The sequence below is a fragment of the Kosakonia quasisacchari genome, from assembly GCF_004331415.1.
GTDB classification, from domain to species: Bacteria; Pseudomonadota; Gammaproteobacteria; order Enterobacterales; family Enterobacteriaceae; genus Kosakonia; species Kosakonia quasisacchari.
On record NZ_SJOP01000009.1, the window covers coordinates 179,657 to 195,422 of the forward strand.

A 15,766-nucleotide genomic window follows, 5' to 3' on the forward strand; every position below is an offset into this window, starting at 1 on the left:
TTCACACATAATTTTATTCATCGTAAGGCGGTCTTTCCTGACGTTAAAAAAACGCCGACGATACGCTTAATCTTCCAAAGGATGTTATATGAAGATTATTAAACCGCTGCGGCTGAGCGTGCTTAATCGCCCATTTCGCCTGCAGGGGCAAAATCACCTGGGTGTTTCTGTTCTTGCGCTGCTGGATATGAGCGCGCAACCAAAATTACGTCCTGAAGTCGAGTTGTGGCAACTGGCCGCCAGTGAGTTGCAAACCAGCGGCGGTGTGCTGGATATGGCAATGCCGAAAGCGCGCGCCGAATTCCTCGCTACCGGCTTCGCTTACTCGCACCATCATCAGGATAAAACCGCTTGTGCGGTACGCATTGAAATCGGCGAACTCAGTAAAACGCTGGCCGTCACTGGTGATCGCTACTGGGCCGGTTCACGCCCGACCGCCGCCAAACCTTTTGAACAGATGCGTCTCGACTGGAGCCGTGCTTTCGGTGGCGAAGGTTTTGAGGAAAACCCGCACGGTATCGGTGCGGTGGAAGAAAACCATAACGGCACCCGGTTCCGTCGCCTGCCAAATATTGAACTCTTAAATCAGCGTGTCACGTCTCCGCGCGCAAAACCTGAACCAGCCTGTTTCGGCCCGCTGGATCTTCTCTGGCCTCGCCGCTTTCGCCGGATGGGCAAAAACTATGATGCCCACTGGTTACAGCATGATTTCCCCGGCTTCGCGCCCGATATCGACTGGCGGGTATTTAACGCCGCCAGCCCCGATCAGTGGTGGGAAGAGCGAGATGCGCTTCCGCCGCAGGCTGCATGGCGCATCTGGAATATGCACCCGGAGCAGCATTTGCAGGAAGGAACACTGCCGCCGTGGCAGGCGCGATGCTTTATGCAGCGCCAGCGCGGCGATGAGATCCTGTTTGAAGAGATAGCGCTGCGCGCCACCACGGTGTGGTTTTTTCCGCACCTTGAGCAGATGGTGCTTATCTGGCAGGGCAATCAACGTATTAATGAAGACGATGCCGCAGACGTTTTGCAACTGATGCCCGCGCTGGAAAAAATCGGTGCTGCCCGCTCGGTCAACCACTATCGCAAAGTGCTCCATCAGCGGCTGGATAAAGAGAAAGGCGCGCTGTTTGCGTTCCGTGAAAAAGATCTGCTACCTGAAGATGTTATTGGCCCGTGGATCGACAGCGAGGTGCAGGAAAACCACAGCCCGATGCGCGATAACCAGCAAAACCGCGCCATGCAGCTGCGTGAGCAGCATCGCGCGCGGCTGGAAGCACAGGGCGCGGACACCGCCGATCTGCTCCAGGAGATGGAGGAACCCGCGCTTCCAAAACTGGAAGATTTGCCTGAGTTTATCGAAGAGATGGAGCGCAAAGCCCAACACATGCAGGCGCAGGCCGAAACACGCAAAGCAGAGATGGAGGCGCGTTTCCCGCAGATGAATGCGCAGGAAAATCAGCCGCGCGGGCCTGAGTCGATGATGCGCATGCAGGATTTACTCGAGCGCAACGCCGACAACATGAGTGAGAAAAAGCTAAAGCAGAGCCGGGAAGCGCTGCACAAACTCTATCTGATGTCTGCCGCCGAACAACCACCTGCCATCAAACTGACTGGCGATATCGCGCTGATTATTCGCCAGCGTGCCGAAAGAACGATGGCGCAGGGCGGGGATTTCAGCGGGCTGGATTTGACCGGCGCGGATTTCTCCGGCATGGATTTGCGCGGAGCCAATTTCCGTAATGCGCTACTGGAGTGTGCCAACCTCAGTCAGTGCCAGCTTGATGGCGCTGATTTCAGCCACGCGATGCTGGCACGTACGGATTTACAGGGCGCTTCGTTTCGTGAATGCAACTTCACCGAAGCAAGCCTCGCGCTGGCGCAGTGCCGTCAGACGAATTTCACCGGCGCGCAGTTTAAAGAATCTGAAATGACCGACGCGCTGTTTGACGCGTGTGATTTCAGCCATGCGCGGCTGGAAAACCTGCTGCTGCGTAAAACCGGCTTTAGCCAGTGCATATTCCGTCACGCGACGCTGGATAATTGTGTGTTTATGGAACTTACGCTGCCGCAACCTGACTTCAGCGCGGCAAAAATGAATAAAAGCAGTTTTATCCAGTGTGAACTGCAAAGCGCCTCTTTTGCCGGAGCGTACCTGGACGGCTGTTCCTGGGTAGAGAGTCGGCTGGAGCGAGCCCTGTTTCGTGACGCCACGCTTATCACCTGCGCGGTGGCATCTGGTGGCACGCTGTGCGGTGCAGATTTCAGCGGTGCGCAGCTTAAGCAGAGTAATTTACGCCAGGCGGTACTGACGGACGCTCATTTCGTTCGTGCGAAGCTGGATAACAGCGATCTCAGCGAGGCGCAATGCGAAGGGGCGGATTTTAGCGGCGCGACGCTAACCGGCAGCCTGTTTATGCGTACCGATTTTCGGCGTGTGCGTTTTACCGACGCCAATTTAATGGGTGCGATGATGCAAAAATGCCGTCTCGAAGGCGCCGATCTCAGTTTCAGTAATCTATTCCGCGCCGATCTTTCCCAGTCGATAGCGGACAGCGCCACGAAATTTGAGGGTGCCTATAACAAACGCGTGAAAACCCTGCCGAAGCGCGACGGGGAGGTGATATGAGTCAGTTAAGTGCCGCTGAGCTGCAACAGAAAGTGAAAAGCGGCGAGGCCATTATGGAACTCAACCTTGATGGCTGCGATCTGCGCGGATGTGATTTATCCGGCGGGATTTTTCAGGAGGTCTCTTTCGAAGGGGCCAACCTGCAAGGTTGCAATCTGCAGGAGAGCGTCTTTACCGAATGCCAGCTCGCAGGCGCCGTGCTTGCTGCGGCACACCTCGAAGAGACCGTGTTTAACCAGTGCGATTTAGCCACGGCGAATTTCAGTAATACATCGCTGCTGCGTTGCGTATTCAACGAATGCACATTGACCGGCTGCGACTTCTCGCAGTCGGCTTTTGACAGCACACAGTTTATGCGCAGCCCGCTGAATAAAAGTCTTTTTACCGGTGCGCGTTTAGAACGTTCGACCCTGTTTGAGTGCCCGCTTGAAGGGGCGAAGCTCAATCATTGCCATAACCTGCTGACCACATACTTCGGTATTGATCTGCGCGAAGCGGATCTCGGCGGGAGCCAGTTTGAACGGGCGGTGTTTTTTAACTGCGACCAGCGCGGCAAAAACTATGCGCAACATCAGTTCACCGGCTGCCAGTTTACCGACAACCAGCTTGATGGCGCTGATTTCACCGGGGCGCAACTCACCCAATGTAATTTTAAAGGCGCATCGCTCAAACAAGCGCGACTGAACAACGTTAACGCCTCGCAGGCGCTATTTATGCAGGCCGATTTGAGCGGCGCGCATGCCCACGGCAGCCTGTTCGATCAGGCGATTTTTGTCGGCGCGACATTACAGGAGGCCAGTTTTAAACAGAGCCGCTTTTTTCAGAGCATCCTGCAACACGTTGCGGCCCGGCAGGCCGATTTCACCCTGTGTGATTTTACCTATGCCGATTTCAGCGGCGCGGAGGTGTGCGAAGCCGATTTTCGCGGCGCGACTTTCTCACGCAGCCGTTTTCATCGCGCGCGGCAAGAGGGCGCGCGTTTTGCCGATCGCAAAGGCATTCTTGAGTACGACGAAGAGTTACTGGCGGCGGAGGCCTGGACCGCCGAACGCCACAGCCGAATTTACGGAGACCTGCAATGAACAACCTCAATCAACCTTTGGCTCTCGCCACGCTGCCCGGCGGGCAGTTTTCCGCACGCGTTACCCACTGTTTTGACAATGGCAGCCTGATGGTCGAGTGCGACGGGCGCGGCTGGCACTGTCGCCGGGCAGTAAGCTGTGTGATTGCGCCGCAGGCGGGCGATACGGTGCTGATAAGCGCGGTCGATAACCAGATGTGGCTACTCGCGGTGCTGGAACGCGGTAACGCGGACGCCACCGAACTTAGCGTGCCGGGCGATTTGCGTATCACAAGCCAGGGCGCGTTAACCCTGAGCAGCGATGCGCTCAACGTCAGTGCAGCGAAAGGCGATTGCCATATCAGCGAGATGAACTACAGCGGCGACAAGATTTCCGCGTGGGTTACGCTTTCGCGCATTGTTGGCAAACGTGCGGAATCCGTCTGGCAGACAGTCACGCAGATGAGCCAGCACCTGTTTCGCACCACCCGCCAGACCGAGCATGTGCGCGCCGGGCAACTGGATATGAAAGCGGATGATTATCTGCGCATGCACGCACAAAACACGGTGATCACCTCGAAAGCGATCACCAAAGTCGACTCTGAACAGATCCACATGGGGTAATTCGATGTTTGCAAACTGCCAGTTAATGGGTGTTGATCTCGCATTTCCGGATGTCTGCCTGACGCCGATGCCCGCACCAACGCCGATTCCGTACCCGGATATCGCGCTTGGGCCAACTGCGATACCGAACGCACTCAATATTCTGTTTATGGGCATGCCCGCGCACAATATGGCGACCATCACGCCACTGACCAATGGCGATAACCCTGGCGTGGCGACCGGCGTGGCTTCCGGCACGGTGATGGGGCCATCGCGTCACCTGACCGGCGCATTCACTGTGCTGCTAAAAGGCACACCGGCAACGCGCTTAACCAGCGTCAGCCTGCAAAACTCCACTAATGCCATCGGCATGCGCATTGTGCCAAGCCAGTTCAAAGTGTTAATGCTGGCACCGTAACGCACGGTCAGCTTTGAAGACAACGTAGGGGAGGGGCCGGTGTGGGTCCTGGCGGAGCGCAGCCAAACCTGTCCACTGCCGTTGGCGGGGATAATGCTTTTAGTAACGAGAAGAGCAAAAAATTTATGCCGTTTAGTGAAGGCGTGGTGGGGAAAAAGAGTTCGCCAAATGAGAAAATGTACAATGCCTATATATAAGGTAAGACGCCTGATTAAAATGCTTGTCATTACCCTGGCTTTATTCCCCTCGGTTGACTCATTTGCAGAAGGAAATAATATTAACGTTGAATCGTTATGGCGCTTCGCAACACAGCTTAAAAACACTGTCGGACAGGATGTAAATACACTTGATGCAATAATTCCTGAGCCGCTTGTTCGTGAAGATCCACATATTGCTGAACGATTAAAAGTTGCACCTTTCACTATTGCAGGTGGAGTACAAATCAGGAATATGAGAGTTCGCCTTGATCTGAATAATGCGGGTAAGATTTCTATTATTTCTTACAATCTGGCGAATGCCAATATTTCGTTAGAAGACGTCAAGAAAACCTACCCGCAATTAAAGCTAATTGACGTTCCGCATGGGCATTCTGATGAGGAAACGTTTTCCTGGATCACACCCGTTGATGAAAAAGGGAACGGTATTGGGTTTGGTTTCCCCTATGCGCAACCCTCTTATTTAAAAAATATGACCCTCCGAAATTTTCAGGATTAACCTGTGCAATACACCCCAGGAAGGTTTCTTTTCGCTTTTTTTGCCCACTGGCAGGACGCCAGTATGACCATCGCTTCGCGATGATGTGTTTTAGCATGTGTACCTTTATTATTTTATAGAATTATCAGGGGGAACCATGTCTGATGTTAATGTTATTCATAAAGAAAAAGGCGATTTCTTTATTTTGCAAAGCGACGGTAAATACCTCATTTGCATGATTTGGCCTTATAATAGTATGTGGGATGTGCAGAAGTGTTTTGTTTTGGATAACGATGAGATGAGTAAGTACGCGAACTTTCATGAAATGGTCTCATTAGCAAAAAATATGAGAGATAATTATGATAAATACAAACATCGTGAAATACCCGTTCCTGAATTTAAAGTGCGTTAAACAGGATGTGAATTAAATTTATGCGAAATGTTTTTTCTGGCAATGTGCATTTGTCGATATTTTTTGTTTGCGTGTTCTCTTTTTTCTCCTTTGGCGCTTCTGCGGTTATTAATATTAACCGTTTTGACAAGCTCGAAACCGTCGAAAATATCACCATGGATAAGCAGGTGCAGGCGTCGTTAAAAAATGTGTTGGGAGCAGATTACGATGCGTTTATGGGGAATTTCGATGTGTATGGCGAACCGCGACACACTGCGGATGGCGGGTTGTTCGTTGAAGGCTGGCTGAAAGATCTCTATCTGGAAAATGCGTCTGCATTTGTGATTTACCCGGATGGCAGGCTTTCTGCCGCATGGGTGGTGCCAGAGGCATCGGTTGCACACTCTAAAAGCAATACGGGTGAAAAACGCATTCCTGAGGTTCTGCAACAATGGGTTAGCCGTTTTCAGAACGTGTCGTTTAACACGCCAGCGGTTAGTCAAACGGCTGAGACATTCGTTGATTTTTTTGAAACCGATAAATTCAAGATAAAGCTTGTTACGGCGTGTGGTAATGGCGTGAATTGTAACGAAGCGACGTATTACGGCGTGCGTAAAAAAGATCGTGCCGAAGTCACTCTGAAAGGTAGTGTGGTGCGTCAATACTGCGAGCAGGCAATCTGTCCGATTATCACCTACACCTTTAAAAATGGCACCACGACGTATAGGTTGAGTAAAATTGATAACAGCTTAACCGTGATACAAAACGGTAAAATTCTCCTCGATGAAAAAGGTATCTGGAAAGAGCATCAGTAGATTCGCATTTCAGTGCCATCGTGCATTTCAAAGGTGTAAGTGATATTGCTGCGAAACAGAAAAGCATTGATGGCGTTATTTAGCGGAAGAAATGCAACCATCACGTTTTCGCTGCTGAATTAATACAATGAGACAATGCTCATGAATCTCTTAACCCGTGAAGAGGGCGAAGCGCTACTGTTTAAATTCCTTAGCAGAGCGCTCAAAAATCCGTCGGATATTGAAATGCTAATGGCAATGGCAAGGGAACATCCGACGACGATTCCCATGAAAGGAATTATCTACCAGTACGACATGATGGAAAAAAATGTGTTATCAAAAGCGGATCTCGACGACCTCTCGACACTGATGTTCTTTTACGGGCCTTAAGAATCAACTGATTTTCTGTGATGCTGATAAGGAACAGACGCACGTTATGCACAGTATTAATCCAACTCACCAGGGGCTTTATTTTGTTGTCGCGAGCTTTTTGCTCTCTTGTTGCGCCAGCGCTGCCTCGGCAACTGATTTTTCCGGGCAGTGGCACGGCAGTGAACGCAACGAATCCACATTAACGCTGAAATTATCCCAACTGAATAACAAGCTTACCGGATCATATTGCTTTATTACTCAGCGCGGCAATCGCATCGATTGCCCGGATGAACAGCAGGATAACCTGCGCGGCGACGTTAAAAATAATACCGCCACCATTACGTTTGACTCGAGCTTTGGCGGTAAAAACGGCAAAGCCACACTGGTTGTTAATGGCGACAAACTGGCGTGGCATTTAACGCAGCCGCCTGAACACGGTGACTATTACGCCCCGGAAAATTACGCGCTGGTTAAAGAGGTTATTCACAATGGCGCGACCACGAAAATTATCCGCACTGATAGCTTTATGATTGCGATCCGCAATAATTGCGGCGCGTTCACCACACCTTGCGATGACCTGCTTTATACCGGTGCGCGAAACCGTGACCGCCAGCAGATTAGCCTGCGCGGTAAAACGCGCGTGGATGCTGCAAACCGCGTGGTTGGCGCAGAATTCCATAATGGCGATGTGCTTTACCTGGTCGATTACAACCCGCTGAAACTGGTGGTGACTCAGGCGGGTAAAACGCTTGTCAATCAGGCGGGTAGCTGGCTTAAATAACGGTTCTTTTGATGGGCTATGGAAAGGTTAATGCGACGAATATTCCCTCTTTTTGCGCTGCTGTTTGGTTTTTCTGCCCAGGCCGCGCAAGCGCCGCTGACGGAAAACGACTTCACCGTGAAGATCAATAAACAGGCTATCACCCTGGGGCAGGACTGGGATCGCGATCTGATGACGGCGCTGGGGAAACAAGCCAGTGAAGATTTTGTCGGAGAAGTGCCGTTTGGCGATGAAAACTATAAATTTTACCGCCACATTTTTGCGGGCTTTGATATCTACAGCGCCAATATCGACTGGCAGCAACGCGGCAAAAGCATCGACAGTTACATCATCGGGCAGATAACGCTGCATTCTTCCACATTGCATACCGCGCGTGGTGTAGCGCCCGGCGATGCGAAACAGCGTGTGATTGAGCAGTATGGCGCGGGTGAAACCGATAACAGCGATGGCGAAGAGTGGATTATGTATTCACTGGCGCACAAAAATATCGCTTTCGATGTCACCGGCGGCAAAGTGCAGGTCATTAATATCAGCGTTGGGAATGACTGAACAGTCGATCTGAATGATCAACTTTCCGGCCAGGGTGACGACAATGAAACTCGACAAGCTCATTAAGAAACGCATCATGCTGCACGATGGCGTGGAAACGCGATTTTTTAATCAACCTGTCGAGTTGCTTTGTCCGCGATGCCAGCAGCCAATTGTGCCGGATCTCTACCAGTGCGGGGATTTTGCCCGGCTGCCTGAGCACATTCAGGCCGCTGTGGCGGCAAGAATCAAAGCCATTACGTTCAATCCTGAGGCTTATACGCGTTACTCTGCGCCAGAGGGTTCGCTTCTTTGCTCTGCACATAGCTTTGAAGACGGGCAGGGGAAAACGCTGGTTGTCTTCAGTTATAAAGAGCAGCAGCCTGCCCGCTACATCGCCACACTTTATGCGCTGCTGGTGGTTAGCGACTTTCAATAAAGCGTGGCGCGAGGAGTTGCAGGAACTGAAGCGCGATAGTTCTGCCTTTCAGTTTCATGACGTCGAGTGGGGCATTATTCGCCTTAAGTTGCTTTACCGGGGCGAGTTTCTTTTCTTTCAGCGTAATGAACAGGCACTGATTTGCGAGGTTTCTGCGCGCTACGCCACGCTGGATAAAAAGAGCCTTAAACGCTGGGATGACGGCAGTGTCATTGGGGCTTGCGAACGTGAAGCGCTCGCGAAGATTATTGCGCGCTATTATCAGCTCTGCTGGAAAGATGATTTACGCATCAACTAACCATGCGCTGATTTTTGGACAATAAAAAACCCCCGGTCGGACACTCCGCCGGGGGTTTTTCACATCTTACTTAACGCTGGTTACAACCGGCGCACTGTTTGTTCTGGATCTGCTGGAAGAAGTCGTTACCTTTGTCATCCACCAGAATAAACGCCGGGAAGTTCTCCACTTCAATTTTCCAGATCGCTTCCATACCCAGTTCCGGGTAAGCCACGCATTCGAGGCTCTTAATGCTCTGCTGCGCCAGGACGGCAGCCGGGCCACCGATACTCCCCAGATAGAAACCGCCGTGTTTGGCACAGGCATCGGTCACTTGCTGGCTGCGGTTGCCTTTTGCCAGCATGATCATGCTCGCGCCGTGCGATTGCAGCAGGTCAACGTAGGAGTCCATACGCCCTGCGGTGGTTGGGCCAAGCGAACCGGAAGCATAACCTTCAGGTGTTTTTGCCGGGCCGGCGTAGTAGATCGGGTGATCTTTCACGTACTGCGGCAACGCTTCGCCGTTATCAATCAGCTCTTTCAGCTTCGCGTGGGCAATATCGCGCGCCACAATAATCGTGCCGTTCAGCGAAACGCGGGTCGATACCGGGAACGCGGAAAGCTGCGCGAGGATCGCTTTCATCGGCTGGTTGAGGTCGATTTTCGCCACATCGCCTTCACCCTGCTGGCGCAGTTCTTCCGGAATATACTGCCCCGGATTGTGCTCCATTTTCTCGATCCAGATCCCTTCGCGGTTGATCTTCGCTTTGATGTTACGGTCGGCAGAGCAGGAGACGCCCATGCCGATAGGGCAGGAGGCACCGTGGCGCGGCAGGCGGATCACGCGGATATCGTGAGCAAAATATTTACCACCGAACTGTGCGCCGAGGCCGAGATCCTGCGCTTCCTGCATCAGTTCCTGTTCCAGTTGTACATCACGGAACGCCTGGCCATGCTCGTTACCTTCGGTCGGCAGACCATCGTAGTAGCGGGTTGATGCCAGTTTCACCGTTTTAAGCGTTGATTCAGCGGACGTACCGCCAATCACAAATGCGATATGGTATGGCGGGCAGGCTGCCGTGCCGAGGGTACGCATTTTCTCAACCAGATAGTTTTTCAACTTCGCTGGTGTAATCAGCGCTTTGGTTTCCTGATAGAGATAGGTTTTGTTGGCTGAACCGCCGCCTTTGGCGATGCAGAGGAATTTATACTCGTCGCCGTCCACGCTATAGAGGTCGATCTGCGCGGGCAGGTTAGTGCCGGTGTTGACCTCTTTATACATATCCAGCGGTGCATTCTGCGAATAACGCAGGTTGTCTTCGATGTAGGTGTTGTACACGCCACGCGCCAGCGCGGCTTCGTCGCCACCGCCGGTCCACACGCGCTGACCTTTTTTACCCATAATGATTGCCGTGCCAGTGTCCTGGCAGGTCGGTAACACGCCTTTGGCGGCGATTTCGGAGTTACGCAGGAATTGCAGAGCAACGTATTTGTCGTTTTCGCTCGCTTGCGGGTCATGCAGAATGGCGGCAACTTGCTGCTGGTGGGAAGGGCGCAGCATAAATGAGGCGTCATGGAACGCGCGTTGCGCCAGCAGCGTGAGTGCTTCCGGCTCGACTTTCAGTACTTGCTGGCCGTCGAAGTCGGCAACAGAGACATATTCACGGCTCAGTAGGTAATATTCCGTATTGTCTTTCGCCAGCGGGAACGGGTCCTGATAAACAAAGGGTTTGTTCGACATAGCTCTTTACTCCATAAAAATAAAACCGCCGGGAAAACCCGGCGGTTACGAATCAGAACATCATGGTGATCCACGGATAACCAATCAACAGCAGGGCGGCCAGGAAGATAGCACCGAAGATGGTGCCCAGACGCCAGTAATCTTTGGTCGGCAGGTAGCCGCTACCGTAGTAAATCGGGCTTGGGCCAGTACCGTACGGGGTGATGATGCCCATCACGCCGAGCGAGGTACACAGAACCAGAACCACCACTTCCATATTGATGCCAGGAATTGTGGCGGCGATGGTCAGCATCGCAGGCAGCAGCGCCGTGGTGTGCGCGGTGGTGCTGGCGAACAAATAGTGCAGCAGGTAGAACGCCAGCAGCAGGGCGATGGTCGCCATCCCCGGAGAGATACCGCTCATCAGCAGGCCGCCTTCTTTACCCAACCAGGCAATAAAGCCAGTGGTGGAGAGACCATCTGCGAGGGCAACTAACGTGGCGAACCAGACGAAGGTGTTCCAGGCCGGTTTGTTGCTGGTAATGTCGTTCCAGGTTAACACGCCGGTCCACAGCATCAGCACAACCACCAGCAGAGCAGCAAGTGCAGGCTCAATAAAGTCGGCGGCGAAGATCCACATCAGCAGCGCACAGCAGACAAACACCAGCAGCAGGATTTCATTGCGCGACATTCTGCCCAGTTTTTCCAGCTCACGGCTTGCCCACAGCGGCACTTCGTCATTGATTTTGACTTCTGGCGGGTAGAACCAGTAAGCCAGCAGCGGCATGGTCAGAATCAACAGCACGCCGAGCGGCAGGAAGGCGATAAACCAACTGCCCCACGAGATGTTAATGCCAACGGTGCTTTTCACCAGCGCCAGCGCTAGCAGGTTCGGTGCCAGTGCGGAAAGGAACATTGAACTGGTGATACAGGCTGCGGTAATCGCCACCCACATCAGGTAAGAACCGATGCGGCGCGCGCTGGGATCGTTCGGTTTAGAACCGTACAGCGGCGGCAGGTTAGCGATAATCGGGTAGATTGTCCCGCCGCTGCGCGCGGTGTTTGACGGTGTAAACGGTGCGAGCAGCAGATCGGCGAAGGTAATGGCGTAGCCAAGCGTCAGGCTGCGGCGGCCAAGGTATTTCACCAGAATCAGCGCCAGGCGGCGACCAAATTGTGTTTTATCGTAACCGGCGGCAAACATAAACGCGCCGAAGATAAGCCACACTGTCGAGTTACCGAAACCGCTCACCGCCCATTTAAAGGACTGGCCAGCCAGCTTGAATTTCGGGTCGGCGAGCTGTTCAGGGCTGAACAGCAGCCACTGGCTACACAGCGCGATAACCACCACGCCAGTCAGACCGATAACCGCACCCGGTAGAGGTTCGAAGATCAGTCCGACAATCACGCCAACGAAAATGGCGAAGTAGTGCCAGGCAAACGGCGGTAAACCTTCCGGCACTGGAACAAACAGCAGAAGCACTGCCACGATAATCGGCAACGCCATCATTATCAGGCGGTTTTTCTTTCCGGCTTTTGCACTGGCTGCAGGAGCAGACGGTGGGGTTGTTGTTTTCTCTGTCATAGTGAGCATCTACAAGTAGTTAAAAATTCGGTCATGCGCGGAAAGTGAATCTCTGATTATTTTAGTTTCAAAAGTTACTTTAATTTTTTATTGAGACTTTTCACATTCAGGCATGTGCTGTTTAACGCAAATTTAATCGCATTAAATAAAAATCTGAGCGTGTTTATATATTGCTCCTCCATTGGCAAATACACTTGATTGAGATCAAGAAAACGAAACGAACGACACTTTTTTTAATAAAATGAATACCCACAGAGTATTATGTGGTTAATTTCACAAAATTACCGTAAATGTTAAGAAATGGTGCTGATAATTACTCTCATTAAGAGGTGTTTTTCATTCAACTATATGATATTTATGATTTTTAATATTTACATAAAGCTGGAAAGGAAAAGTGTGAAGTAATCACAATGTTACCGGTAATTAAAGTCATGTGAACGCGATATATAAAAAATATAATACGCTGGAGGTAGCTCTGTTATTAGGGTGGTTAAATAGTTTTATAACTAACGTAATTAATTTGGTAATTAAAATTCACGGTATATTAAATACACGACAGCAGGATTAAAAAACATAACGAAAAATAAATCCGTCACCGAATTCAAAGTTTTTAATTTTTAGATTTGGAGTTTAATTATGACCAGCAACGAACGCATCCTCAGCCCGTTTACCTTGCCGAATGGCGCAGAACTGAAAAACCGTTTGTTAATGGCGCCAATGACCACCTGCACAGGTTATTTTGACGGCACTGTCAGCAGTGAACTGGTGGAATATTATCGCGCCCGCGCCGGAAGTATCGGCACTATTATTGTTGAATGCTGTTTTGTCGATGATCTTGGCTTGGCATTCCCTGGTGCTATTGGTATTGATAACGATGAGAAAATCGCTGGGCTGGCGAAAATTGCCGCAGCGATTAAAGCCGAAGGCTCGAAAGCGATTTTGCAGATTTACCACGGCGGCCGCATGGTCGAACCGAAGTTGATTGGCGGCCGTACTCCGGTTGGCCCGAGCGCTATTGCCGCACCGCGTGATGGTGCGGCCACCCCGGTTGCCCTGACCACCGCCGAAGTGGAAGGGATGATTGGTAAATTTGGTGAAGCTGTGCGCCGCGCGATTCAGGCCGGGTTCGACGGTGTCGAAATTCACGGGGCCAATACCTATCTTATCCAGCAATTTTTCTCGCCAAACTCCAACCAGCGCGATGATGAGTGGGGTGGCAGCCGCGACAACCGCGCGAAGTTCCCGCTGGCCGTACTGGACATCACCCATAAAATGGCGCGTCAGTACGCCGACGATGCCTTTATTATCGGCTACCGTTTCTCGCCGGAAGAGCTGGAAGTGCCCGGCATCCGTTTCGACGACACTATGTTCCTGCTGGAAAAACTGGCGGCACGCGGTGTTGATTATCTGCACTTCTCTGTCGGTGCGGCACTGCGTTCTTCCATTAACGACACCAGCGACCCGACGCCGCTGATTGATAAATACTGTGCCATGCGTTCCGCAACGCTGGCGCAGATCCCGGTGATGGGTGTTGGCGGTATCGTTAACGCCGCCGACGCGGAGCAGGGCCTGGATCACGGTTATGATCTGATGGCAGTAGGCCGCGCATGCATCGCGTATCCGGACTGGACGGCGCGTATCGCCAGTGGTGAAAACCTGGAGCTGTTTATCGACAGCACCCAGCGTGAAGCGCTGAACATCCCGGAACCGCTGTGGCGTTTCTCGCTGGTCGAGGCGATGATCCGCGACATGAGCATGGGCGCATCGAAATTTAAGCCAGGTCTTTTTGCTGAAACGGTTCAGGACGATGCAAACGAACTGGTTATCAACGTTAGCCTCGACACCGATCGCATCGTCGATATTGAACTCGCCTCAAGTACCGTTGATAGCGTTGAATTCACCAGCAGCTTTGAAGAGATCCGTGGCCGCATCCTGACGGCGAACAGCCCGCACGTTGACGCGATTTCTGGCGCAACCAGCCAAAGCGAAGCGGTGAAAAAAGCGGTATCGAAGGCGCTGGTGAAATCCAGCAAAGCGCTGGCGGCAGAAGAGGGCAATGATGCCCAGGAGCCAAAACGCTATGACGTGGTGGTTGTTGGTAGCGGCGGCGCAGGTCTGGCGGCGGCAATTCAGGCGCACGACGAAGGCGCGAGCGTACTGATTGTCGAAAAAATGCCGACTCTCGGCGGTAACACCATTAAAGCCTCTGCGGGCATGAACGCGGCAGAAACCCGCTTCCAGCGCGTGAAAGGCATTCAGGACAGCAAAGAGCTGTTCTACGCAGAAACCCTGAAAGGCGGCGGTAACAAAAACAACCCGGCGCTGCTGCGCCGCTTTGTGGAAAATGCGCCAGAAGCCATTGAATGGCTGGCCCGTCGCGGCATTATGCTTAACGACATCACCACTACAGGCGGGATGAGCATTGACCGTACGCACCGTCCGCGCGACGGATCGGCAGTCGGTGGCTACCTGATTAGCGGCTTGGTGCGTAACGTTACCAAACGCGGCATTGATGTGATGCTGGATACTTCAGTCGACGACATTCTGTTCGAGCAAGGTGAAGTGCGCGGTGTGCGCCTGCTGACCGAAGAGCAGGAGAGCGTGATGGTTGAAGCGAAAAGCGTGATTGTGGCGACCGGTGGTTTCAGCGCCAACAGTGCCATGGTAGTGAAATACCGCCCGGATCTGGACGGTTTTGTCACCACCAACCATAAAGGCGCGACCGGTGGCGGTATTGCACTGCTGGAACGTATTGGCGCAGGCACTGTGGATATGGGTGAAATTCAGATTCACCCGACCGTTGAGCAGAATACGTCGTACCTGATTTCAGAATCGATTCGCGGCGGCGGTGCTATCCTCGTTAGTCAGCAAGGCAAGCGCTTCTTTAACGAAATGTCGACCCGCGATAAAGTCTCGGCGGCAATCATCGCCCTGCCGGAACATTACGCTTACATCGTGTTTGATGAGCATGTCAGAGCGAAAAACAAAGCGGCAGACGAGTATATCGCGCGTGGTCTGGTCACCAGCGCCAGCTCGCCGCGCGAACTGGCGGATAAACTGGGTATCGATTACCACGCTTTCCTGGCGACACTTGAGCGCTACAACGGCTTTGTGGAAAAACAGCACGATGAAGACTTTGGTCGCACCACCGCGCTGCGTGCGCCGATCAACGAAGGTCCGTTCCACGCGATTCAGATTGCGCCGGGCGTGCACCACACCATGGGCGGGGTGACTATTAACACCGAAACCGAAGTGTTGAACACGGAAAACCAGGTGATTGCGGGTGCCTACGCTGCCGGTGAAGTGGTTGGCGGCCTGCATGGCGGCAACCGTATCGGCGGGAACGCCGTTGCCGATATCATTATCTTCGGCTCACTGGCGGGACACCAGGCGGCGATGCGCGCCAAACGCGGCTAACCGCGTGCTACACTTCAGGCCTGCCTCTGTGCAGGCCTGTTCAATTCAGCCCATAAGGA

At 52.5% G+C, this 15,766-nt stretch carries 15 protein-coding genes; 13 read left to right on the plus strand and 2 right to left on the minus strand.

Annotated elements, in window-relative coordinates; genetic code table 11:
- Positions 1–88 precede the first annotated feature (88 nt).
- The 12 genes from E0L21_RS11985 (at position 89) to E0L21_RS12040 (ending at position 9,006) form a co-directional block, all read left to right on the plus strand.
- Complete coding sequence (locus tag E0L21_RS11985; protein WP_131409742.1) at positions 89–2,629, plus strand: DUF2169 family type VI secretion system accessory protein; 2,541 nt, start codon at positions 89–91, stop codon at positions 2,627–2,629.
- Positions 2,626–3,711, plus strand: coding sequence for a pentapeptide repeat-containing protein (locus tag E0L21_RS11990; RefSeq protein ID WP_131409744.1), 1,086 nt, complete (start codon positions 2,626–2,628; stop codon positions 3,709–3,711). The genes E0L21_RS11985 and E0L21_RS11990 overlap by 4 nt, the downstream gene beginning before the upstream one ends.
- A complete protein-coding gene (locus tag E0L21_RS11995; RefSeq protein WP_131409746.1) occupies positions 3,708–4,313 on the plus strand; it encodes a DUF3540 domain-containing protein in 606 nt (201 codons plus the stop codon). Before E0L21_RS11990 ends, E0L21_RS11995 begins: the two co-directional genes overlap by 4 nt.
- A gap of 4 nt (positions 4,314–4,317) precedes the next feature.
- Positions 4,318–4,710 (plus strand): DUF4150 domain-containing protein, encoded by a 393-nt coding sequence (locus E0L21_RS12000; protein ID WP_016495682.1) that lies wholly within the window; start codon positions 4,318–4,320, stop codon positions 4,708–4,710.
- Between the two features lie 39 nt (positions 4,711–4,749).
- A complete protein-coding gene (locus tag E0L21_RS12005) occupies positions 4,750–5,424 on the plus strand; it encodes a hypothetical protein (RefSeq protein WP_235855230.1) in 675 nt (224 codons plus the stop codon).
- Between the two features lie 136 nt (positions 5,425–5,560).
- Entirely contained in the window at positions 5,561–5,815 is a 255-nt protein-coding gene (locus E0L21_RS12010) for a hypothetical protein (RefSeq protein ID WP_131409748.1), read from the plus strand.
- Positions 5,816–5,835: 20 nt separating this feature from the next.
- Positions 5,836–6,609 (plus strand): hypothetical protein, encoded by a 774-nt coding sequence (locus E0L21_RS12015; RefSeq protein WP_131409750.1) that lies wholly within the window; start codon positions 5,836–5,838, stop codon positions 6,607–6,609.
- Positions 6,610–6,750: 141 nt separating this feature from the next.
- Positions 6,751–6,978 carry a hypothetical protein gene (locus E0L21_RS12020; RefSeq protein ID WP_131409752.1) on the plus strand — a complete coding sequence of 76 codons (228 nt, stop codon included), beginning with the start codon at positions 6,751–6,753 and terminating at the stop codon, positions 6,976–6,978.
- A 46-nt stretch (positions 6,979–7,024) separates the two neighbouring features.
- Positions 7,025–7,741: a hypothetical protein gene (locus E0L21_RS12025; protein ID WP_131409754.1), complete on the plus strand. Its 717-nt coding sequence runs from the start codon at positions 7,025–7,027 to the stop codon at positions 7,739–7,741.
- Between the two features lie 30 nt (positions 7,742–7,771).
- Complete coding sequence (locus tag E0L21_RS12030; protein WP_131409756.1) at positions 7,772–8,290, plus strand: hypothetical protein; 519 nt, start codon at positions 7,772–7,774, stop codon at positions 8,288–8,290.
- Positions 8,291–8,333: 43 nt separating this feature from the next.
- Positions 8,334–8,708, plus strand: a complete 375-nt coding sequence (locus E0L21_RS12035) for a hypothetical protein (RefSeq protein ID WP_131409758.1) — start codon at positions 8,334–8,336, stop codon at positions 8,706–8,708.
- 16 nt (positions 8,709–8,724) lie between these two features.
- A complete protein-coding gene (locus E0L21_RS12040; protein ID WP_131409760.1) occupies positions 8,725–9,006 on the plus strand; it encodes a hypothetical protein in 282 nt (93 codons plus the stop codon).
- Positions 9,007–9,076: 70 nt separating this feature from the next.
- Here the strand turns inward: E0L21_RS12040 and fumA are convergent, their stop codons facing one another.
- Positions 9,077–10,726 (minus strand): class I fumarate hydratase FumA, encoded by a 1,650-nt coding sequence (gene fumA, locus E0L21_RS12045; RefSeq protein WP_131409762.1) that lies wholly within the window; start codon positions 10,724–10,726, stop codon positions 9,077–9,079.
- Between the two features lie 52 nt (positions 10,727–10,778).
- On the minus strand, positions 10,779–12,290 hold the full coding sequence (locus E0L21_RS12050) for an anion permease (protein ID WP_131409764.1): 1,512 nt from the start codon (positions 12,288–12,290) through the stop codon (positions 10,779–10,781).
- Between the two features lie 636 nt (positions 12,291–12,926).
- Here E0L21_RS12050 and E0L21_RS12060 point away from each other — a divergent pair.
- On the plus strand, positions 12,927–15,707 hold the full coding sequence (locus E0L21_RS12060; protein WP_131409768.1) for a flavocytochrome c: 2,781 nt from the start codon (positions 12,927–12,929) through the stop codon (positions 15,705–15,707).
- The last annotated feature ends 59 nt before the right edge of the window (positions 15,708–15,766 follow it).

Coding starts and splice junctions, on each gene's coding strand:
- fumA (WP_131409762.1), bottom strand. CDS start 10,726: ATGTCGAACAAACCCTTTGTTTATCAGGACCCGTTCCCGCTGGCGAAA.
- E0L21_RS11995 (WP_131409746.1), top strand. CDS start 3,708: ATGAACAACCTCAATCAACCTTTGGCTCTCGCCACGCTGCCCGGCGGG.
- E0L21_RS12035 (WP_131409758.1), top strand. CDS start 8,334: ATGAAACTCGACAAGCTCATTAAGAAACGCATCATGCTGCACGATGGC.
- E0L21_RS12025 (WP_131409754.1), top strand. CDS start 7,025: ATGCACAGTATTAATCCAACTCACCAGGGGCTTTATTTTGTTGTCGCG.
- E0L21_RS12050 (WP_131409764.1), bottom strand. CDS start 12,290: ATGACAGAGAAAACAACAACCCCACCGTCTGCTCCTGCAGCCAGTGCA.
- E0L21_RS11985 (WP_131409742.1), top strand. CDS start 89: ATGAAGATTATTAAACCGCTGCGGCTGAGCGTGCTTAATCGCCCATTT.
- E0L21_RS12030 (WP_131409756.1), top strand. CDS start 7,772: ATGCGACGAATATTCCCTCTTTTTGCGCTGCTGTTTGGTTTTTCTGCC.
- E0L21_RS12020 (WP_131409752.1), top strand. CDS start 6,751: ATGAATCTCTTAACCCGTGAAGAGGGCGAAGCGCTACTGTTTAAATTC.
- E0L21_RS11990 (WP_131409744.1), top strand. CDS start 2,626: ATGAGTCAGTTAAGTGCCGCTGAGCTGCAACAGAAAGTGAAAAGCGGC.
- E0L21_RS12010 (WP_131409748.1), top strand. CDS start 5,561: ATGTCTGATGTTAATGTTATTCATAAAGAAAAAGGCGATTTCTTTATT.
- E0L21_RS12000 (WP_016495682.1), top strand. CDS start 4,318: ATGTTTGCAAACTGCCAGTTAATGGGTGTTGATCTCGCATTTCCGGAT.
- E0L21_RS12060 (WP_131409768.1), top strand. CDS start 12,927: ATGACCAGCAACGAACGCATCCTCAGCCCGTTTACCTTGCCGAATGGC.
- E0L21_RS12015 (WP_131409750.1), top strand. CDS start 5,836: ATGCGAAATGTTTTTTCTGGCAATGTGCATTTGTCGATATTTTTTGTT.